The 21,429-nt window shown below is 38.3% G+C and carries 18 protein-coding genes; 9 read left to right on the plus strand and 9 right to left on the minus strand.

Annotated elements, in window-relative coordinates; all coding sequences use genetic code 11:
- Positions 1 to 203 precede the first annotated feature (203 nt).
- The gene (locus ACQ5H4_RS18510; RefSeq protein ID WP_430776473.1) at positions 204 to 1,916 is read left to right on the plus strand and encodes a SulP family inorganic anion transporter; all 1,713 of its coding nucleotides are present in this window, start codon (positions 204 to 206) and stop codon (positions 1,914 to 1,916) included.
- 163 nt (positions 1,917 to 2,079) lie between these two features.
- On the opposite strand, the gene ACQ5H4_RS18515 is transcribed toward ACQ5H4_RS18510, so the two are convergent.
- The 8 genes from ACQ5H4_RS18515 to ACQ5H4_RS18550 all read right to left on the minus strand — a co-directional run bounded on the left by ACQ5H4_RS18515 (position 2,080) and on the right by ACQ5H4_RS18550 (position 13,188).
- On the minus strand, positions 2,080 to 3,684 hold the full coding sequence (locus ACQ5H4_RS18515) for an amidohydrolase (protein WP_430776474.1): 1,605 nt from the start codon (positions 3,682 to 3,684) through the stop codon (positions 2,080 to 2,082).
- 24 nt (positions 3,685 to 3,708) lie between these two features.
- The gene (locus ACQ5H4_RS18520; RefSeq protein WP_430776475.1) at positions 3,709 to 5,541 is read right to left on the minus strand and encodes a hypothetical protein; all 1,833 of its coding nucleotides are present in this window, start codon (positions 5,539 to 5,541) and stop codon (positions 3,709 to 3,711) included.
- Positions 5,542 to 5,703: 162 nt separating this feature from the next.
- Positions 5,704 to 6,873: an acetylornithine transaminase gene (gene argD / locus ACQ5H4_RS18525; RefSeq protein ID WP_430776476.1), complete on the minus strand. Its 1,170-nt coding sequence runs from the start codon at positions 6,871 to 6,873 to the stop codon at positions 5,704 to 5,706.
- Entirely contained in the window at positions 6,870 to 7,694 is an 825-nt protein-coding gene (argB, locus tag ACQ5H4_RS18530) for an acetylglutamate kinase (RefSeq protein WP_430776477.1), read from the minus strand. The genes argD and argB overlap by 4 nt, the downstream gene beginning before the upstream one ends.
- Positions 7,657 to 8,886, minus strand: coding sequence for a bifunctional glutamate N-acetyltransferase/amino-acid acetyltransferase ArgJ (gene argJ, locus ACQ5H4_RS18535; protein WP_430776478.1), 1,230 nt, complete (start codon positions 8,884 to 8,886; stop codon positions 7,657 to 7,659). Before argJ ends, argB begins: the two co-directional genes overlap by 38 nt.
- A 12-nt stretch (positions 8,887 to 8,898) precedes the next feature.
- Positions 8,899 to 9,933 (minus strand): N-acetyl-gamma-glutamyl-phosphate reductase, encoded by a 1,035-nt coding sequence (argC, locus tag ACQ5H4_RS18540; RefSeq protein WP_430776479.1) that lies wholly within the window; start codon positions 9,931 to 9,933, stop codon positions 8,899 to 8,901.
- A 30-nt stretch (positions 9,934 to 9,963) separates the two neighbouring features.
- Positions 9,964 to 11,952, minus strand: a complete 1,989-nt coding sequence (locus tag ACQ5H4_RS18545) for a hypothetical protein (protein ID WP_430776480.1) — start codon at positions 11,950 to 11,952, stop codon at positions 9,964 to 9,966.
- Between the two features lie 15 nt (positions 11,953 to 11,967).
- Positions 11,968 to 13,188 (minus strand): ATP-grasp domain-containing protein, encoded by a 1,221-nt coding sequence (locus tag ACQ5H4_RS18550; protein ID WP_430776481.1) that lies wholly within the window; start codon positions 13,186 to 13,188, stop codon positions 11,968 to 11,970.
- A gap of 201 nt (positions 13,189 to 13,389) precedes the next feature.
- Between ACQ5H4_RS18550 and ACQ5H4_RS18555 the strand changes: the two genes are divergently transcribed.
- Positions 13,390 to 13,965, plus strand: coding sequence for a GNAT family N-acetyltransferase (locus tag ACQ5H4_RS18555; protein WP_430776482.1), 576 nt, complete (start codon positions 13,390 to 13,392; stop codon positions 13,963 to 13,965).
- A gap of 233 nt (positions 13,966 to 14,198) precedes the next feature.
- Here ACQ5H4_RS18555 and ACQ5H4_RS18560 read toward each other — a convergent pair whose 3' ends face one another.
- Positions 14,199 to 14,879: a winged helix-turn-helix domain-containing protein gene (locus ACQ5H4_RS18560; protein ID WP_430776483.1), complete on the minus strand. Its 681-nt coding sequence runs from the start codon at positions 14,877 to 14,879 to the stop codon at positions 14,199 to 14,201.
- A gap of 363 nt (positions 14,880 to 15,242) precedes the next feature.
- On the opposite strand from ACQ5H4_RS18560, the gene ACQ5H4_RS18565 reads away from it, so the two are divergent.
- From ACQ5H4_RS18565 to pdhA, 7 genes are all read left to right on the plus strand, one after another.
- Complete coding sequence (locus ACQ5H4_RS18565) at positions 15,243 to 15,668, plus strand: transcriptional regulator GutM (protein WP_430776484.1); 426 nt, start codon at positions 15,243 to 15,245, stop codon at positions 15,666 to 15,668.
- Between the two features lie 16 nt (positions 15,669 to 15,684).
- The gene (srlA, locus tag ACQ5H4_RS18570) at positions 15,685 to 16,215 is read left to right on the plus strand and encodes a PTS glucitol/sorbitol transporter subunit IIC (protein ID WP_430776485.1); all 531 of its coding nucleotides are present in this window, start codon (positions 15,685 to 15,687) and stop codon (positions 16,213 to 16,215) included.
- Between the two features lie 16 nt (positions 16,216 to 16,231).
- Positions 16,232 to 17,251 (plus strand): PTS glucitol/sorbitol transporter subunit IIB, encoded by a 1,020-nt coding sequence (gene srlE / locus ACQ5H4_RS18575; RefSeq protein WP_430776486.1) that lies wholly within the window; start codon positions 16,232 to 16,234, stop codon positions 17,249 to 17,251.
- 49 nt (positions 17,252 to 17,300) lie between these two features.
- The gene (locus tag ACQ5H4_RS18580; RefSeq protein ID WP_430776487.1) at positions 17,301 to 18,239 is read left to right on the plus strand and encodes a sugar-binding transcriptional regulator; all 939 of its coding nucleotides are present in this window, start codon (positions 17,301 to 17,303) and stop codon (positions 18,237 to 18,239) included.
- A 310-nt stretch (positions 18,240 to 18,549) separates the two neighbouring features.
- Positions 18,550 to 19,827: an NAD(P)H-dependent oxidoreductase gene (locus ACQ5H4_RS18585; protein WP_119709615.1), complete on the plus strand. Its 1,278-nt coding sequence runs from the start codon at positions 18,550 to 18,552 to the stop codon at positions 19,825 to 19,827.
- 30 nt (positions 19,828 to 19,857) lie between these two features.
- Entirely contained in the window at positions 19,858 to 20,214 is a 357-nt protein-coding gene (locus tag ACQ5H4_RS18590; RefSeq protein WP_430776488.1) for a PTS glucitol/sorbitol transporter subunit IIA, read from the plus strand.
- Positions 20,215 to 20,438: 224 nt separating this feature from the next.
- Complete coding sequence (gene pdhA / locus ACQ5H4_RS18595; RefSeq protein ID WP_430776524.1) at positions 20,439 to 21,422, plus strand: pyruvate dehydrogenase (acetyl-transferring) E1 component subunit alpha; 984 nt, start codon at positions 20,439 to 20,441, stop codon at positions 21,420 to 21,422.
- Positions 21,423 to 21,429: the final 7 nt, after the last annotated feature.

A 21,429-nucleotide genomic window follows, 5' to 3' on the forward strand; every position in this document is an offset into this window, starting at 1 on the left:
AATTTATTCTTTTGAATGATGTTCGAAGAAGTAGAACGTTGGCTGGTATATAAAAGCTATTGAGTCATATAGAGAACTGATTTAGTATTAAATCAAGTGTATGTATAAGATTGAAATATAAATAAACAACTCTCCATTGGAAGGGAATTCTTTTCTTTAATTTTTTTGTTTTTGAAAAAATGATAAAAGAAGGAAAGGTGGAAATGGTATTTAAAAAATTTAACCCAATAAATTTGCAGGAACCTTACAATCGTAATTTAATGATGAACGACCTTTTGGCTGGGTTTACACTTTTTGTCATGCTTGTTCCTCAAGGAATGGCCTATGCCATGCTGGCAGGTCTCCCACCTGTTATGGGGCTATATGCCTCGACACTTCCATTACTCATATATGCGCTTTTTGCCTCTTCCCGACATCTTTCAGTTGGCCCAACCGCCATCACATCGTTATTAGTGTTTTCTGGTATCTCTGCGGTTGGGCAACCAGGAACAACTGAATATGTTACATTAGTTATTTTATTAGCATTAATGGTAGGTATTTTTCAATTTTTATTTGGTGTTTTAAAATTAGGCTTTATTGTTAGATTTATTTCCCCCTCTGTACTAGGAGGTTACACGTCAGCAGCTGCCATTATCATTGCATTGAGTCAATTAAAGCATTTGTTAGGTATTGAATTAGGGAATTATTTTCAAGTTCATCTATTAATTTACGATGTGATAAATAAAATAGGCGGTATACATGGGGTTACTTTATTAATTGGGGTAACTAGCATTGCTTTTTTAGTCTTACTAAAAAAAGTAAGTCCACGAGTTCCGGCAGCGTTATTACTGATACTTCTTTCTATAGTTATTATTTATTCTTTTGGTTTAAATAAAGAAGGGGTCAAGATTGTTGGAATGGTTCCAAGTGGTTTTCCGTCACTTCTTTTTCCTACTATTACATTAGCAGCTGTTAAACAAATTATTCTACCTGCACTAACTATCGCGTTACTTGGATTTATGGAATCTCTTGCAATAGGTAAATCTATTGCTGATAAAGAAAAGTATAAAATAAATCCTAACCGGGAATTAAAAGCTTTAGGGCTAGCGAATATCTTTGGTTCTTTTTTTCAAATATTACCGATAAATGGAAGCTTTTCTAGAAGTGCTGTCAACCACCAAAGTGGTGGGGCTACTCAAATGGTTTCCATTTTTACAGGAATGCTGATCCTGATTACACTGCTAATTTTTACATCTTATTTTTATTACCTACCTAACGCAGTATTAGCTGCAATCATTATGGTTGCGGTTTATAAGCTAATTGATTTAAAACAATTTAAAAAATTAATTAAAATTAAACCCGTCGATGGTTGGAGTTGGTTAGTTACATTTCTAGCTACCCTTCTTGTAGGGATTCAATGGGGAATCTTAATTGGTGCTACTTTTAGTTTCTACCAATTATTAAGTAGAATGTTTAAATCAAGTATTATAGAAATTGGATATCTTGAAAGGGAAAAAACGTTTCGGGATTTAAAAAGATTTCCTCAGGCTAAGACACTTGACGATGTAATTTTTTTAAGAATAGATTCTTCCCTACATTTTGCGAATGTATTTTACCTTGAAGAGAAAATAGGACATTTACTATTCCAAAGGTCAAAGGTGAATTTGGTAATATTAGATTTTTCAGGTGTTAATGATATGGATACATCTGCATGTAAATCCCTTGAAGAGTTCAAAGACCAACTAAAACAACAAAGCAATATAGAATTATATTTTGTTGCAATGAAAGGCTCAGTAAGAGACACTGCCTATAGAGCTGGCTGGGATACAAAATATAAAAAGGAAATAGGTTATGTATCAATAGAAAAATTACTTGAAGAGAAGAAGATAACATTCTCTTCTAATGGAACAGAAACACCTTTTATCTATATGATTTAAAATGTCATGCTTGTAGTGTAAAGAAACCCTTGGATTGAAGGGTTTCTTATGCAAACAAGGTATGTTATGCTTTCTTGCTGTCGCAAGGGTACAGGCTGTAGACAAACTCGAAGAAATACAAGTCCCTCTACAGTTTTTTAAAATCTTTTAGAAAAAACCTACATTATCCTTGAAAAACTAATTTCCCACCCATATAAGTTTGTTTCACTTTAACGGTATGAATCTTTTCCATACGCATTTCAAATATATCTTCTTCAAGAATAATAAAGTCTGCGTGATTCCCGACAGTAAGCTGTCCGATATGCGGTATCTGTGTAATTTCTTGCGCGGCTTTTGTGTAAAGCATAATAGCAGTTCTTAAATCGATTCTTTGTGATTTTCCAGTATCCAAACCATTGTGTGCAAGACGTGTAACAGCGGACATGATTCCAACAAATGGATTAACTGGATCAGCCCAGGCAGTTGCCGGTGCGTCAGAAGAGATAGCAACTTGTATCCCAGATTGCAGCATGGATTGAATAGGATAGGTTTGCTTTGTCCGCTCTGGACCGAGGTTATTATGATAGCTCTCGATTTCTGCAAACACAAAAATGAGTTGGGTAACAACGGCAATACCGGCATCAGCAGCACGTTGAATCGCCCGCTGGGTAGGCATAGCTGCATGCTCAATCCTAATGGAAGGGCCGGTAGTTAGCCATCCATTTTTTCGATAAAATGTATCAATAATTAAGTCGATTGCTTGTTCACCCATCGCATGAACAACTAATTGAATCTGATTTTTTTCGGCTGCTTGTGCTGCAGCTAATAACTCTTCCTTAGTAGTCATTTGAATACCATAATTACCTTCCTCACCTAAAAAGGGGGGATTAACCCAAGCTGTTTTTCCAGAAATACTTCCGTCAGAGAATAATTTGATTCCGCCGATATGAATCTGATCTTCTTTATTCATTTTTTCTAACGGTATAATGGGTTTTTCCTTCAAATCTTCCCACAGATAGTATAGAACCGTCCGCTGTTTCAGTCCTTTTTTTCTAGCTTCATCATACATTTTAAAATAATCTATCGGTTTTGTTCGGCTCATAAGATCTGTAATCGCAGTAATACCATGTGCAAGTAATTTTGTACTTAACCCTGCTAATAAGTCTGCGTTTTCCTCAAGGGATTTTGACGGAATCAATGATTGGACCAGATCCTTCGCATTTTCACGTAATATTCCTGTTGGTTCACCATTCGAATCTCGATCAATCTTTCCGTCTGGAGGATCTGGTGTGTCTTTCGTGATTCCTGCTAATTCTAACGCTTTACTATTTACTACAGCAATATGGGTACAGGTTCGCGTGATGAAAATAGGAATCTCACTTGTAGCTTTATCTAAATCCCAGCGTGAAGGCTCCCTTCCTTCAGCGAATTTTGCTTCATCATAACCCCAGCCTTCAATCCATTTTCCTTTTTCAATGGTGCGACTTATTTTCTTAATTTGTTCAATTAAAAAGCTTATTGAGTGAATAAGCGGTGGGGTGCAAGCAATTTGGGTTGTTGCGGTAGCAAGCCATAATGGGTGTAAATGGGCATCAATAATGCCAGGTAGTACCCTCTGACCTTTAAGGTCTATACATTCTCCTTCAATAATTTCTAAATTAGATTGTTCACCGATCCAAACAATTCTCCCATTCTGTACAATCATGGTGTTTGCATCTGGCTGTTCCGGATTAGAGGTGAAAATTTTCCCGTTCATAAAAGTTTGAGTTGATTGCTTGTGAATATTCATTGGTTTCACCTCTAAATAAAGATATCAATCCTGTTTTGGAAAATGGAACGCATATAAGCAGTATAGGAAATCGTCAAAAGGAAGGGACGACTCGCCCTCCTGCTCACCGTTACCCCACACACTCGTTCGAATGGAATTTCCCCATTCTTGCAGGCTGTCGTTATTTGGGTTGTAAAAATAAACTCTCATACAGCCAAGTGGGTCAGGGGCTACTCTCTGAATAAGAACAGCATGGGCCCCAAGCGCTTGACCAGAATGGTTGTATATCGTAATACCAGCTGGCTGTGGGAGCCCTTTATTAATATATATATTTACAGAAGGGTGATAATATCTATGGAACTTCGCTTTAAATTCAAAATCACTGAAGGCATCTGAAAATTCGGTCCAAATTCCTTTCAAATGAAAAGAGGGATTGATCCATTTATGCGGATCTAGCCCACGTCCTTTGGCAGTCTCTAACATTTCTCCATAAATTGAATTGAGGTGAGGAATTAAGAGTAATGATATCGTATCTATATTGTCCTCATCCTCTAGTAACACATGCGGAAGGAGGTCAGAAGAAAGAGAACTTCCCTCAAAATCAATAGTGATTTTCCCATTTTCAACAAAATCATTAAACATTTTAAGAAGTAGGACAGGTTCCTTCTGTGACCAATAGGAGAGAGCTCTAGTTGATTGACAAGTAGGGTTAAAGCCTTGACCTATCCCAAGTGGCTGCCCTAAAACGTTCACCATTTCTGAGACTAGTAGAGCTCGAAGTCCTGCTTCATCACTCATGTGATAAACGCTTGAAAGTCTGTCTTTAATGTGTTGATGTAGGGGAACGACTAAAAGCTGTTTAAACTCTTCAACGAATTCTTTTGAAAAAATATCGCGCTCCAACAGACGTATGAAACCATATATACTTCTTCTGGTTTTGATCGTGATGGCAAATTCAATTAGGGAAGAAACAAAAGGAAGATTCAACCTTAAGTTCTTGCCAGCTGCATCGTTCACTACAAGTAAATTAGTAATTAGTTTGGGCTTATCTTTATTGATATACTGTAAAAAAATTGCATGGAATGGTGAAACAAGTCCGGTAGATCTTACGGATGCATTTAGCTGAAGTGCTTCCCGAATGAGTAATAAATCATTACTTTCATGCAGTTTATTTTCATAATTTTCAACGGTTGCTCTAGAGGCGATATCAGATGGGGAATACACCGCATTCACGTAACGCATCAAGTTTGAATCTTTCTCATCCATACTACTAACTAACTTTTTGGCAGTGGAAATTAATTTAAGGATTTTGTTGGTTACAATCGGTCTCTGTACAGCTAGATTATGGATTTCCTGATACACGCTTTGAAAAACAAATGGTGAAAAACAGTGGTCCGAAATAAACGATAAAATCTCCGATGCTTGTTTGTCTTTGTATAAATGAGTGACACGATTTTCTTCCGTTTCTTTCATTAATAACAAATCCAAATTCAAAGCTAAAACCTTCGTCAAAAACTCAGTTGCTTCCAATGCCGACATGTCTGGGTGAATGTAATGGCCTTTAGAAATAGCGAGAATTCGAAGGTTACTCAATGTCTCTGCTGCTGCCATATTGCCACCCACATGTAAAGTGCCTCTAACAAGTACAGGATTGAGTTTTCGGACATTCTCCCATGGCTTCCCCTGAAAAACCCCTGCCTGGTCAAAGAGATGGGCATATTTATAAATCTTTGCCAATCCATTAGGTTCTTTCAGAAGTAATGCTGCTTCTTCAAAAAAAGCCTCTTGAAATAAATTCTTTATTAAAAATGGTGTTTTGATTAATTGGTTCAAGGCCTTTTGAAATGAATCCTCAGATGTAAATAGAAAAAGTCCCATTTATCCAATCCCTTTCCTGCATATTGCCTTTACCATATGTTATTGGAAAACTATCGTATAGTTACCTATTCAAAAAAACTATTGCTAAGAAGTTTTTTAAGATAGTGAAAAAAAGGACCACAAAAAAATAGTTGGTCCTTTGATTTTTTTGGTTAAAAATTCCTAACCAATCTCTTGCATTCCCGTGGACATACATGCTTTTTCTAGCATCTCTTTTATTATATTTACTCCGATTTTTAATTCTTCAAATGAGACGGTTAGTGGAGGCAATAGTCTTATGACTCGTTCTCCTGCTGGTAATACAATAAGTCCTATATTTTGTAGTTGAGGTATCAGTGAGGATACTGGAATCTTACATTCGATTCCGGCCATCAATCCTATCCCTCTTATATCTTGGACAACCCTATACTGTTTTAGACTATTTAGTTGCTGAAAGAGGAATTCACTTTTATCAGAAACCTCATCTAAAAATTCCTTTTTGAAAATGGTGTTCATGGTTTCAATACCGGCGGCTATCGAGATTGGATTCCCTCCGAAGGTTGATCCGTGACTTCCTAGGCCAAAATATGGTGTGAGTTTTTCTTTCCCAATAACCGCGCCGATAGGAAATCCACTGCCTAATCCTTTAGCCGAAGTAACAAGATCGGGATTTAAATCAAAATGTTGAAACGCAAAAGGGAGTCCTGTTCGGCCGATACCCGTTTGTATCTCATCTATGATGAAAAGTATATCATGCTGGTTACAAAGATCTTGAATACCTTGTAAGAAGTCCTTACTACCTACATGAATTCCACCTTCACCCTGGACGGTTTCAATCATAACAGCAGCAACATCATTGTCAATTGCCATTTCTACAGCTTCAAGATCGTTGTATGAAACATGTTTAAACGTTTCAAGCATAGGACCGAAACCATTCTTTATTTTCTCCTGCCCGGTTGCTGACATTGTAGCAAAGGTGCGACCATGAAAAGAATTTTTAAAGGTAATAAATTTAGATTTTCCTGTTGCTTTACGTGCTAACTTTATCGCAGCTTCGTTGGCTTCTGCACCGCTATTGGAAAAGAAAACTCTGTCTAGCCTCGCAGCTTTTGCAAGCATTTTTGCAGCAGTCTCTTGGTTTCCACTCTGAAATAGGTTCGAAACATGCCAAAATTGATTAAGTTGCTTTCTTACCGCATCATGCACCTGTTTTGGGCGGTGTCCCAGGTTACACACTCCGATTCCTGAAGTAAAGTCAAGATACCTTTTACCATTCTTATCTGTAATCGTACTTCCTGAGGCTGTTACAGGTTCAATGTCCCATCGTGCATAGGTTTGAAATAAGTGGCTCAATTTGTGATCGGCTCCTTATGATAAATTCTCGTACCGTTCCATTTTCCACTTTCAAAAAATGGCTTTTTACCAGAAACAATCATGACACTTTTAACGCCTCTTTCCAAAGCATTTAGTGCTGAGGTAACTTTCGGAATCATTCCGCCATTAATTTCACCATTTGCAATGAAGGAGTCAATCTCTTGCTTAGATAGCTTACTAGTAAGGGAGCCATTAATGAATACTCCATCAACATTTGTAACAAATAAGCACTGCTCAGCAGAAAGAGCTTTAGCTATCTCTGCTGATACATAATCAGCATTTATATTCAGTTTTTCACCGTTTTGAGTAATCCCTATTGGTGTAATAACCGGAATGTAATTTCCGTTAACGACAAGCTCTACGTATTCTAAATTTACCTTTTTTATTTCTCCAACAAAACCGAGCTCTTCACGGTTTAAGTAATCGGCTTGTAAGCAATATGCATCACTTCCATTAATACCGATGGCAGAAAAATGGTGTTGTTGAAGCAGCGCTACTAGTTTTCTGTTTGTTTGCCCTGATAGTATCATTTCAGCAATCAGTAGGGATTGCTCATCCGTTTTACGAAGTCCATTCACAAATTGGGGTGTAATATTACATAATTCAAGCATGTCATTAATATCGGGTCCGCCACCATGTACAAAAACTAGTTTGTAGCCTTGCTTTTTCAATTCAGATAGACTGGTAAAAAAAGAGGTTGATAACTCGTCTAATACGCTGCCACCACATTTGATCACAATATATTTCATCTTTTCACCAACCTTACGAACGATAACTGGCATTAATTTTGACATACTCATAAGATAGGTCACAGCCCCATGCTTTCCCTACTCCATTACCTACATGGAGATCAACTAAAATCTTAATATATGGCTGATTTAAATAATTACGTGCCTCATCCTCGGAGAATGTACAAGGTACACTTTTTTCAAGCATTTTAATAGTGCCTATAGAAATATCAACTGTATCAGGATTGATGGCAGCATTTGTTTGGCCGACCGCCCCGATGATTCGTCCCCAGTTAGCATCTGCACCAAAGATGGCGGTTTTTACTAAATTTGAACCGATAATTTGCTTTGCAATAAATCTTGCTTCCTCATCTTTAATTGCTCCTAATACCTCAACTTCAACTAGTTTGGTAGCTCCCTCTCCATCCATTGCAATTTGCTTTGCTAACTTTTCACAAGCCTTTGTTAAAAGTTCAATAAATGTCTCCCATTCCGGATGCAGAGGAGATAAAGGACGATTACCTGCCAAGCCATTGGCCATCACAAGTACCATATCGTTCGTTGAGGTGTCACCATCAACGGTAATTTGATTAAATGTATGGTTAGTTACACTTCTTAATGCAACGGACAGATTCTCAGAAGAGATGACTGCATCCGTTGTTAAGAAGCCTAGCATGGTAGCCATGTTTGGATGAATCATTCCTGAGCCTTTTGCTGCTCCACCAATCGTGATGATTTTGTCATTGATGATAGCTGAAAAACCACAGCTCTTCATCACAATATCAGTGGTCAAAATAGCCGTTTGAAAATCAACCGCATCACTGTCTGAATTTCCAGGTGATAATAACTCAATACCAGATGAAATTTTATCCATATTTAAATATTCACCGATCACTCCAGTCGAGGCGACGGCGACATAATTGTCCTTTACGTTGAATTTCCTAGATGTTAAGGAACGCATTTCTAGTGCATCCTTGTATCCTCTTTCTCCCGTGCATGCATTGGCACACGCACTGTTAACCACTACCGCCTGTAAAAGCCCCTCACACAAAATGCTTTGTTGAGTCACTTTTAAAGGTGCTGCTTGGAATTGGTTTGTGGTATAAACGGCTGCAGATGAAGCTGGAATGTCACTAAGAATGACCCCTAAGTCCTTTTTTGAATGGCGGAGGCCAGCATGAACTCCAGTTGTTCGAAATCCTTGTGGTGATAATATATTCCCATTTTCAATTTCAACAATTTTATCCATAAACTTTACCTGCATTCCAAATCCTCCTTAAGGGTACATGGGAATAAATTCTAATCCCGTTTTCTCATTTAATCCATTCATTACATTGGCATTTTGAACGGCTTGACCAGCTGCACCCTTCATAAGGTTATCAATGACAGAAACAATCGTTAACCTTCCAGTTCGCTCATCAAGATGTAACCCGATATCACAATAATTTGAGCCGGATACTTCCTTAACAGCAGGGAAAGATCCTTGTGGTCTAATCCGGACAAACGGATTGTGTGAATACTGATCTTTATATAAATGAATAAGTTGTTCAATACTCATAGATGCTTTGAGTTTGACGTAGATGGTTGCCAAAATTCCTCTTGTGATTGGAAGCAAATGTGTATTAAAAGTAATAGGTGATATATCTTTATCCCAAAGGTTCAGCTGCTGTTGAATTTCAGGAATATGCTGATGTTCGTTTACTTTATATATTTTGAAATTTTCATTAATCTCTGAGAATAGAAGGTTTTTAGATACAGATCTTCCAGCTCCGGAAACACCTGATTTTGCATCAATAATAATAAAATTCGGGTCAATAAGTTTTTCTTTAATTACTGGTGCAAGACCCAATAGAGTTGCTGTGGGGTAACAACCAGGATTAGCGATTAATCTAGAATCAATTATTTTTTCTTTATTCCACTCACTTAACCCATATATCGAGGTTTCTAAAATATCACTTTCAACTGGCTCGTGCTTATACCATTTCTTATACAAAGAAGCATCTCTAAGACGTAGGTCACCAGATAAGTCGATAATTTGAACACCTGTCTTTAAGAAAGATGGAACAAGTTTACTAGATACTCCTGATGGAGCAGCTATAAATACAATATCTGAATGTTTAGCTATTTCTTCGGGGTCGATATGTGTAAGTCTTAAGCTTGTCATTCCATATAAATGTGGAAACTCTTCATATAATAGAATTTCTTCCCTTGTCGTATGCACGGATTGTATCCTGAATACAGGATGATGATGTAATATACGAAAAAGCTCACCGCCGCCATAGCCAGTCGTTCCTATGATTGATACATTCATAACAATTCTCCCCGAGATGACCATTTATTTTTATTCCCACGAATAACTTTTACCCCAACTGTGCCTTGCCAAGGTTTCTACTTCTTCAACTAAGCTGTCTTCCACCATGAAGATATCCCCCTGTTCATAGGGGTTATAATGAAATGCGTACATTCTTGATAAAAACTGATGGAAGGGCAGGGAGGATTCACCTTCCCATTCACCGAAACCTGATACACTTGGTTCAATGCCTTGCCCCCAATTTTGTCCGCTATCATTGTTCGGATTGTAGAAATATATTCTGTATTCACCATTCTGGTCTTTCTTGATCCTTTGAATGGAGACTGCGTGCAATCCTAATAGGGTACCATGGACATTCGTTATAAAAATTCCAACTGGATTTGGATAGATGAGCTCGTAGCCCTCGTTATAGTCCGGATGATGGGTCGCATTAAACAGTCTGATGAAGGTGGAATAGTTAGTGACTCTTAAAGAGATTGGATCAATGACATTAATAAATCCTTTCGGGATCCATTCTCCGTAAAATTCAGGATTGACCCATTTGTGACCATCCTCTCCACGAAGGAGTGTCCGTTTCATCATTTCGTTATAAATTTTATCCAGGTGCGGTACAAGAACAATGGATACTGGATCTAAATCCTGATGAATTTCTTCTGCGACTCCGCCTGTCAGTAGGCTTGAGTGGATTGCCTCACCTTCGAAGGTCATGTCAATGTCATGATCACGTGCCGCACGAGCAATATATTCCAAGAGCTGTCCGATTCCATGCTGAGACCAGAGAGAGATCGCTCTTGCTGACTGGCAAGTTGGATTAAGACCCTGACCAACACCGAGGGGTTGACCGAGTACACTAATTACTCCAGCAATAAGCACACCATTTATGCTAATGCCACCTTGTTCATATTCAGGCTTTGAAAGGATTTGTTTCACCTGAGAATGAATCGGGAGCTCAAAAAGGCGTCGAATGGCAGGTGGTACATGATCCTGTGAAAGGACCCCGCGATCAAGCACACTCGCTAATCCATATATGGCTTGCCGCGTTTCAGGAAAAATAGAAAGCTGAATGATATCGTAAATAAGAGTTCTATTGGAGTTAAAGCTAGCTGTCCCTGTTTCTGATAAATCAAGCGCACCTGGAATGAATTCAGGATGTTTTCGGTTAAGGAATCGTAACAGTACCGCATGATAGGGCGACACAAGGCCTGTATCTTTCATTGATCCGGCAAAAATCTTAGCCTCAGCTTCCAGTTCATCCGTATACGCTTCTGCTAATCTTAATCTGTACTCACGTTGATTTTCCGCTTCTTTGCTAAGAGGTGTTGGTGCATTGGCAGCACGTGAGAACTTTCGTAGAGCTTCAGCCGTATGTTCTTCTTTTATACTTTCAATGATTGGTTCAAACATCGAGATCATCTTTAAAACCCGCCCGGTCAAAATAGGTCGCTGAACGGTGAGACGATCGATTTCTTGGGCGATTTTATCAGCGATTGCCTTAAACGACAGTTCTTTACCAAGGAATTGAAATAAATGTTGTGCTCGGACCGTATGCTCATCTAAGTGAATTCGGTTTTCTTCCGTTTCCGGCGGGAATAAAAGGTCCAGATTAAGTGCGAGAATTTCATTTAAAAATATTTCTGCTTCTTCCGCTGAAATGGCCTCGTGTATGTATTCGCCCTTCGCGATGGAAAGCATCCTCATCTCACTTAACAATTCGATAATCGATTGGACGCCTTTAAGCTTAAGAGAACCACCAACGAGGGAGGGCTGCATTTTCCCTGGGTCCTCCCATGGACCGCCATAAAAAACACCCGCTTGGTCAAACTGATACGCATTTGCATAGAGGACGGACATACCGTCATCTGAGCGGGCTAGTTCAACCGCCAATTGAAAGACGTCTGTTTGGTACATGCTTTTCGCGAAAGGCTTTGCTTCCTCAAGTCTCTTAAGGGCCGATTCGAATCTGTTTTTTAAGACAGTTGTTAGCTTATTTAATCTTTTTCTCTTCGTTAGGTTCGTCATCCTTGCAAGGCCCTCCTAAAGATAAAAATCATATTTTTCATATTTTTTCATGAGCGTCCTCATGACCTCACTGTCATCCCCTGAAAAGAAAATGGTTCCATAATGATTTCCAAAGCCCACTCTATCAGCCACTTTCGAGGTTACAGGAATGAACATATCATGCCTTTCAAAATAAGGATGGTTTTTGAGTTCCTCAGGAATATTGAGTTTTTCAATACGTTTTACATTTGGATAAACCATTAAGCTGCCTGCATAACTCTTTGAAGAAGTGACTTCCTCAGGGAAAAAGGCCTCTAGTTCTTTTTCGGTTGTATCTGGGTCACTGCATAGAATCTGCGCTTGAAACGCACTGAAGCCATATGCCTTTTCAATCAATTCAAAAATATGACCTCCGGGAACACGTGCTGCCACTTCACCGAAATTTAAGGTTCCATCTGGTGCAATGAAATATTCAGGATGAATGAGACCATAGTCGACTTCAAAAGCTTCAACAAGTTTTTCAATTTGTTCTTTTATCTGTGGCCGCCATTCTTCAAGTGATGGGGAAGCCGGTACAAAGTTGGAGTGACCAAGCTTGACATATTCTGTAATATTTAAGAATCTAACCTTGCCGTTATGGATAAAGGCCTCACACGAGAATTCCTGACCATCGAGATGGCTTTCCATAAGAAGGGGGAATTCTGAATCACAAATTTCTTCAATCTCTTTACGGTCCCGGATCATTCGATGCCCAACTGTTCCCGCTTTATTAAATGGTTTTACATGAATAGGGTCGTTAGGATCACCATCGAGTTTAATTAATGCTTCGTTTACTCTATCGATGAATCGGTAGATGTCATGTTTGTTTTCTGCTTCCGCAAATACTCCTACACGGATTCCAGCCATTTGTGCTTTTCGCTTCATCAATCCTTTATCTCTCAATAGTAGGGACTTATGGAAAATACGCGGGTTATTTCTGAACTTTGCATTCAAGGCACCTGCCCATTCAACCGTTTCCTCATAAATAGGTACAGCTACTTTTGTATGGAGACCTTTTAAAATCTCATATAGTTCATCCGACCGTTCTTCTAGCTGGTCGAATACCCATGGTACTAATTGGATACCATGACTATCAGCAAAGCTTTGAAATTCAGGTGGACCGACCACCACAAATGGCCGATTCATTTTGTCAATTGCTTCGATGGCGTGAAGGCTCCATCCTAGTAATGCTGTTACTCTACCCTTGTTCTCTTTCATCTGCATAACTCTCCCTATTTTGATTATGGACAAGATCACAACGGTATCATTTTAGCAAAAAAATAATTTGAAAATTCGGATTTACACAAATAGTACAAACAATTAAAAGTAACTAATTAAAAAATTTACATTGATTAACTAAAATAGGGGAGGAATCAGAGACAGTTTTTAATACAAAATTTCGGGCAAAGGGGTATGGCAATGAGTGAATGGTATAGTAGATTGACTGATTATTTTCCAGAAAAAGAAATGAAATCAAAAAAGCATTTTGAAATACTTTTTCACGAAAAGCGAGGTATCTATCAAGTAGAAGAAAGCCCAAGCCATGTACTAGTTTATCTTGAAAAAAATGAATATATTTTCATAGATTATATTCTGGTGACTCAGAATAAACGTGGAAATGGAAAAGGTAGCAAGATCCTTGAAGAGCTAAAACATAAAGGAAAGGCTATTATTCTAGAGGTTGAACCTGTAACTCAAATAGACCCTGACTCCAAAAAAAGAGTACGATTTTATGAGAAAAATGGGTTTCGAAAAATGGAATCCATAAGTTACGAGAGAATTCATATGGTAACAGATGAGTTAAATAAAATGGACATTCTCTGTTGGTCCCCAATACATAGAACAGAGCAATGGGTATACGACCAAATGAAAACAGTATTTAATGAGGTACATGCTTTTAAAGCAAAGGAACTATATAACCGTCAACCTCAGCTTGTCACAGACGTTCTGAGATTGAGAGAATTGACTTTAGCTAATGAAAGTTTTAATAATTAAGAGTTATTTAAGAGGGGGAAAGGACTCGCCTTTTTAGTGACTAAATATGTTAAAAACACCAGGACGTGGATTTTTGGTGATATTCCAAGACCATCAGTGGTTGCAATTACAAGGCAATAACACAAAAGCCAGAAGTTGGTTCTCTAAAGGTCAATGAAAAAATGGAAAATACAGTTTTTTTAAGCCTCTCACAAATGTGTGTGAGGCTTAATTTGGATTGTTATCTATCGAACTTACATTACACAGTCATTAAAACGGTATCCATACCCTTTTATGGTTGTGATGTATTGAGGTTTTTTTGGATCTTTCTCAATTTTTTTCCTTAGATTACTAATGTTTATATCAACGATTCTAAAACCACCATAATAATCAAATCCCCAAATATATCTTATCATTTCTTCTCTTGATATAACTCTTCTTTCGATCAACAGCATAAGTACTTGAAACTCTCTTCTAGATAAATAAACTTTATTTGTCTTTAAAACAATTTCAAATTGTTCAGGTTTTATAACTAAGCCTCCTATAATAATTTCATGAGTTAGTTTTGATTTTGTCATTTCAATTCTTCTAAAGATTGCTTTAACTCTCGCTTCAACTTCTCTTGGGCTAAAGGGAACTGTAATGTAGTCAGTAGCCCCCTTTTCAAAGGCATGGAGTATGGCTTCCTCACTGGAAAGGGAGTTAACAAAGATTATAGGGAGATTGAGTTTAAGTCTTAATTGTTTAAAATCTTTTTCATACTGTAGAAATAATGAAAAATTACTAAAAATTAGATCAGGTTTTATCTGAACAAGATTCGTAAGTCCTTCTTGAAAGTCTTTTGTATGAACTCTAAACCTGAGTTGTTCCAGTCTTTTTATTAGGATAAAGTACTCTTCGTAGTAATTATCTAAGATCAAAATAGTTTTATTCATCCAATTTACCCCTTGGTAAAAAATGTCTTAGTGTATTTATTTCCAACCATCTTACTTTTAATCACAATAAGGGGTTATTTTTAAACATAGAAGTTACCAATCGATATAATCAAAAAACTAATATAACTAACTCACTGAATTATTAGAATTTTTTCAATAGATTATTGACAAATATAAGGCCTTTTTATATTCTTAGTATATAACAAATGTTAACTCGTGTAACAAATGTAAAATTTATTCTTCTGAAGTGATAAGTTGTAGCATTTGTTCCTGGTTCATGAATTAAAATAAAATGAAAGCGCTGTTAAAAGAGAGGGGGACTAGGAATCTTCTAATCTATGAAATGGGGAAAGGAGAGGTTTTATGCAACTTGCTTTCATACTTTGTACGATTCTCATTGTACAGTATCTTTTATCGTTCTTTCAAATTAAGCAATACAAGAAAAATATCGATAAAATTGTTAGCGTTTACAAGGGTGATGACGGTTATTTTATGTTCTCAGGGATGGAACGAGGAAAGTTTAAGCCGGGAGCAATTGCCATTTTGGTTGTTGATAGCAACTACATCATACATGAGTGTCACATGTTAAAGGGGATGTCCGTTCTAACTAAGTTCAAGCCGTTAGATAACTATAAGGGCAAACATGTGGGCGAAATTGTTAGTGATGTGAATGATATGATTCCTGAAAAAGGGAAAAATAAACTTCCTGCTTATCGTAAGGCATTATTACAAGCGAGTGAAAATGCATTGTTAACTATATCTAAGAACAAAGTTTCAATGGGAGTATAAAAAGGGGGTCAAACAAATGGAATGGATTAAATGGTTAGGGGAACATTTTATCGGGATGTTTCAGGCTGGTGGCGAAACGTTTATGGGATTAGTAACGGGAATTGTTCCAACGCTGGTTGTCCTATTAACATTTACTTATGCAATGATGAAGTTCGTCGGGGAAGACAGAGTAACAAGAATCATTCAGTTTGCTGCAAAATATACAATCCTTCGATATACACTAATGCCAGTCCTTTCAGTTCTCATGTTAACCAACCCGATGGCCTATACTTTCGGTCGTTTCTTACCTGAAAAGCAAAAACCAGCTTTTTATGATTCAGCGGTATCTTTCGTTCATCCGGTAACAGGGTTGTTTCCTTACGCTAACGCAGGTGAACTATTCGTATACTTAGGTATAGCAAACGGTATTCAGGAATTAGGGCTACCAGTAGCTGACTTAGCTGTTCGTTACTTTATCGTCGGTGTGGTGGTTATATTAATTCGTGGTATCGTGACAGAATTAATTACAAAATATCTAGCGAAAAAAGAGGGCGCGGATTTAGCGTAGAAAGGGGAGACTGTAAATGACGACTTATCGTGGAGTGTTCGTATCAAAAGGATCAGGCGGATGGGGTGTGGGTCTTTATATTGAACCCAATTCCAAAAAGAATAAGGTTGTATCAATTACAGGAGGCGGAATCCATCCAGTTGCAGCTAGAATTGCAGAATTAACTGGTGCTGAGGCTGTTGATGGATTTAAGGGCTCTTATCCAGAAGACGAAATGGTATGTGTGGTTATTGACTGTGGTGGGACAGCTCGGATTGGTGTTTATCCAATGAAACGTATCTTGACAGTTGATGTTCTTCCATCTTCTCCTTCAGGTCCCCTTTCAAAATATATTACGGATGATATCTTTGTATCAGGTGTTACACCAAAGGAGGTTGCGGTTGCTGAAGGCTATAGTCAATCCGCAGGTGCACAAGAAGTAACGGATGAGCCAAAATTCGATACAAAAGATAAAGAGAAGTTTAAAGAAAGTTATACAGAGTTGAAAAAAGAAGTAGCTAGCCAGCAAAAAGATAATCTCTTGCTGCGTTTTTCGAAAGGAATCGGTAACGTAACCGGAACTTTCTATCAGGCTGGCCGTGACACAATGGATATCCTTATTAAAAATATTCTTCCGTTCATGGCTTTCGTTAGTATGTTAATGGGGATTATCAACTACACTGGTGTCGGTGATTGGATTGCCCAGGCACTAACGCCACTCGCTGGTTCTCTGTGGGGACTTCTAGTAATCGTTATCGTCTGTACTCTGCCATTCTTATCTCCAGTGTTAGGACCAGGGGCCGTTATTGCGCAGGTGATTGGGGTCTTAATTGGTACACAAATTGCCTTAGGGAATATTCCACCGCAATACGCATTACCTGCACTCTTTGCCATCAACGGTCAAGTAGGTTGTGATTTCATTCCTGTAGGTTTATCCCTTGGAGAAGCGAAACCGGAAACAGTCCGTTACGGAGTCCCAGCCGTATTATACAGCCGCTTAGTTACAGGTATTGTATCCGTTGTAATTGCCTATTTTGCTAGTTTTGGAATGTACTAAAATTTAAGGTTTTTGTAAGGGCAGTAAGATATGAAAGAAGAGGATCACTGTGGTCATTCAAGATAGAAGAATTCTAGTTAAAGTCGCACAAATGTATTATGACGAAGGAGCAACACAGTCGGAAATAGCAGAAAAGATAGGAATCAGCCGCTCTCTTGTTTCAAAGGTGTTAACAAAGGCAAGAGAGGAAGGGATTGTTGAAATCATCATTCATGATGATAAAATTCATCAGTTTAGAAATCTAGAACGGAAATTGGAGCGTTTGTATAATTTACGAGAAGTAGTTTGTATTGAGAGTGTGGGACGCGAGTCTTCGAAAAAGCAATTAGGCGAAGCAACTAGTGATTATTTGCAGCGAGTCATTAAAGATGGTCAAATCATCGGTATGTCTTCAGGCACGACTTTAAACGAAGTTGCTAAGGCAATGAACTCAGTACAGGCATTTCCTTCTGCAACGGTAGTACCATTAGTAGGTGGAATGGGTAACGAGCGGGTGGACATTCACTCTAATAGTATTGTTTCCAAAGTAGGAAGTGCCCTTCAATCCAAGTATGAATTCCTACATGTCCCGGTAATGGTTGATACAAAGGAAGCGAAGGAAGTATTGATTCGCCAGCCTTCTATCCGCTGTACTTTAAATCTAGCAGAACAATCCAATATTGCAGTGGTCGGTATTGGTGGCCGTCCTGAAGACTCTACCATGGTAAAATCCTACATGGGTCCGGACCATCAACAGATTACTAATGATCACGAAATTGTAGGTGATATCTGCTACAACTTCATTAATAAGTTTGGGAAGCCTGTTGACAATTCATGGAATGAAAGAGTGATAGCTATTGAACTGGAAAAATTGAAAGCCATTCCCCTAGTCATTGGGGTTGCTTCTGGTTTAGAAAAAGTTCAGTCCATCAAAGCGGCATTAGAAGGTGGCTTGATACATGTATTAATTACGGATGAAGCAACAGGAACTGCGCTGGTTGAAGGATAAGAGTCGAGCTGCACTCCTACTGTGCAGCTTTTTCTTGTTTGTCTTTGATCCATTAACAACCTTTTAAATCTTCACTCTACTAAAATCTCCCTTTTATCAGATATATTTGAATATTACGACTTGACAAGGCTTACATAAGGGCTTACACTAGGGGTATGGAACAAATGATATGCGTTGTAACAAATGTTACATAAATAGATGGATTGTTACAATTAATAACATTTGTATGAATCTAAAAAACCAATTAAAAGAATACTATTCTACAAAGAAAATTGTAAGCGTATTAATTAACCTTTGGGAGGAATTATTCATGTCAATTTACACTAAGCTTTTACAACGTGAACGTGAAAATGCGCCAATTAAAGTTGGGGTTATCGGTGCAGGGCAAATGGGTTTTGGAATGATTGCACAAATCTCAAAAATCCCTGGAATGATCGTAACAGGGGTTTGTGATGTAAATGTTCAGGCTGCGCAAAGAGCTGCTGATTATTATTCCTCACAATCTACGAGAAAGGATCCAATGGTTGTATCAAACGACTATCGAGATGTGATCCAGTCCAATCATGTAGAAGTGATTGTTGATGCAACAGGTGTTCCTGAAGTGGGAGCAAACGTGTCACTGGAGGCTTTGCGTTCGAAAAAACACATTGTCCTTCTTAACGTAGAGGTTGATATCACAATCGGTTCAATTATGTACCAAATGTTTACGAATGCTGGGTTGGTATACACAGGCTCTGCAGGGGATGAGCCAGCTGCCACTCTAGAATTATATGAATTTGCTAAAACAATGGGCTTAGAAGTGTTGGTTGCTGGGAAAGGCAAAAACAATCCATTCAACCCGCTATCAAACCCAGACGTAGCTGCAGCTGAAGCCAAGGCAAAGCATATGAGTGCACATATGCTAGCTGCATTCCAAGATGGAACAAAAACAATGGCGGAAATGAATCTTTTAAGTAACGCGATTGGCTTAGTACCAGATAAAGTCGGAATGCACGGTGTATCTGCAACTGTTCAAGATGTTGCTGATAAATTAGACCTAAAGGAAAATGGAGGAGTACTAGATAACTTCGGCGTTGTAGAATATGTAAACGGTTTAGCACCGGGAGTATTCGTCATTGTAAAAAGTGATCTTGAACCAGTTGACGAAGAACTTCGCTACTTAAAAGTGGGTAATGGACCACACTATGTGTTTTATCGTCCATACCACTTAGCCAGTCTAGAAACTCCAATTACAATCGCAAAAGCAGTATTAGAACATGATTCTTCTATTCATCCACTTGGAGCACCGATTTCTGAAACCGTTGCTGTGGCAAAACGGGACATTAAAGCAGGTGAGACATTAGATGGAATTGGTGGCTATAGTGTACGTGGTGTCCTAGAAACACACCGGGACATGAAGGTAAACGGCCATATACCAATTGGTTTAATCAGTGGAAAAGTAGTTGCTAAAAAGGATATCAAGACAGGTCAATTCCTAACACAAGATGATGTGGAATTAGATACAAATACAACCGTATGGAAGTTACGATCACTTCAAGATCAGCTTTTTCCAACAAGCACAGAACAACGTCCACTTGTGACACTATAAAGAGACAAGCGAGCAAATGGGAGGATCAAGATGACAAAATCAGTGGTAAAAGAAATTGGAGTATTAGTACCAACGTTTAAAGAAGATAAAATATTAATTTTATTTGGTCCACAAGCACCGAAGGAATTAAGAGAAATGTCTGTTATTCATGAATTTGAGAATCTAGAAGAAGAGCCATTAAAGCAGGGAGGAACGATTCAGTTTGGTGAAGAGAGTTTCACCATTACCGCATTAGGTGACCTTGCAAACAAGAATTTTAAGGAATTAGGGCATGTCTCCATTTATTTCCAGGAGCCGATGGAAGAAGTTCTGCCTGGAGCGGTGTTTGCAGCACCATATTCCTTCCCAAATACTATTAATGAAGGAACAGTAATTTCAGTAAAATAAACAAAAGGGAAAAGGTGGGTCAAGTTTAATGAAACTTGATCTCTTTTTCCTTTTTTTAAATCCACGGTATTTTTGGAACCGTTACCATTGTTGATATATCAATATTTGTCCAATGAAAATTATCAAAAAAATAACGTTTTTTTCTTGACTAAAATGTGAATAGATTATATGATGTTTACAAAGGTAACAGTATGGAACAAATGTAAAAGGAGGAACAGATAATGATGGTTAAAACATTAAAGCTTCCTGAGATGATTACTGAGCAGAAATTAAAAGATTTATATAAAGAAATGTGGTTAATCCGTTATTTTGATGAAAAGGTTGACCAGTTCTTTGCGAAGGGATTGATTCACGGTACAACACATTTATGTGTTGGCCAAGAGGCATCTGCGGCTGGTTCTATAGCGGTGATTGGCAGAAAAGATAAGATCATAAGCACACACCGAGGACATGGACACTGTATTTCAAAAGAAGGCGATGTTAACAAGATGATGGCAGAACTCTTCGGCAGGGAAACAGGGTATTGTAAAGGAAAAGGCGGATCCATGCATATTGCCGATGTAGAAAAAGGGAATTTAGGGGCAAATGGAATTGTCGGTGGAGGTCTTCCTCTTGCTGTAGGAGCAGCTCTAACGTCGAAAATGAAAAAAGAAGATTATGTGGTTCTTTGTTTCTTCGGTGATGGTGCTTCTAATGAAGGAAGTTTCCATGAATCTGTGAATCTAGCAGCCATCTGGGACCTTCCCGTTGTCTTTATTTGTGAAAACAACCAATATGGAATGTCAGGTCCCGTTAAAGAAATGACTCGTGTAGAAAATATTGCTGATCGTGCTAGCGGTTACGGAATCCCTGGTCATGTGGTTGACGGTCTTGACATGATTGAAATCATGAATACCGTTCATGAAGCAGTGGAACATGCACGTGGTGGCAACGGACCAACATTAATTGAAATGAAAACTTATCGCTGGAAAGGACATTCCAAGAGCGATGCGAAAAAATATCGTACCCGTGAAGAAGAAAAAGAATGGAGAGAAAAAGACGGAATCAAGCGTTTTAAAGAAACGTTAATCGAAGCAGGTGTATTAACAGAAGAAACCGCCAAACAACTTCAGGAGGAAGCAAACCAGGAAATCGACAATGCTGTGAAATTTGCTGAAAGCAGCCCGGAACCATCCCTTGATAGTTTACTAGAGGACGTTTACGCGTAAAGAGAGG

The sequence above is a fragment of the Bacillus coreaensis genome (genome assembly GCF_050586445.1).
Classification (GTDB): Bacteria; Bacillota; Bacilli; order Bacillales; family Cytobacillaceae; genus Robertmurraya_A; species Robertmurraya_A coreaensis.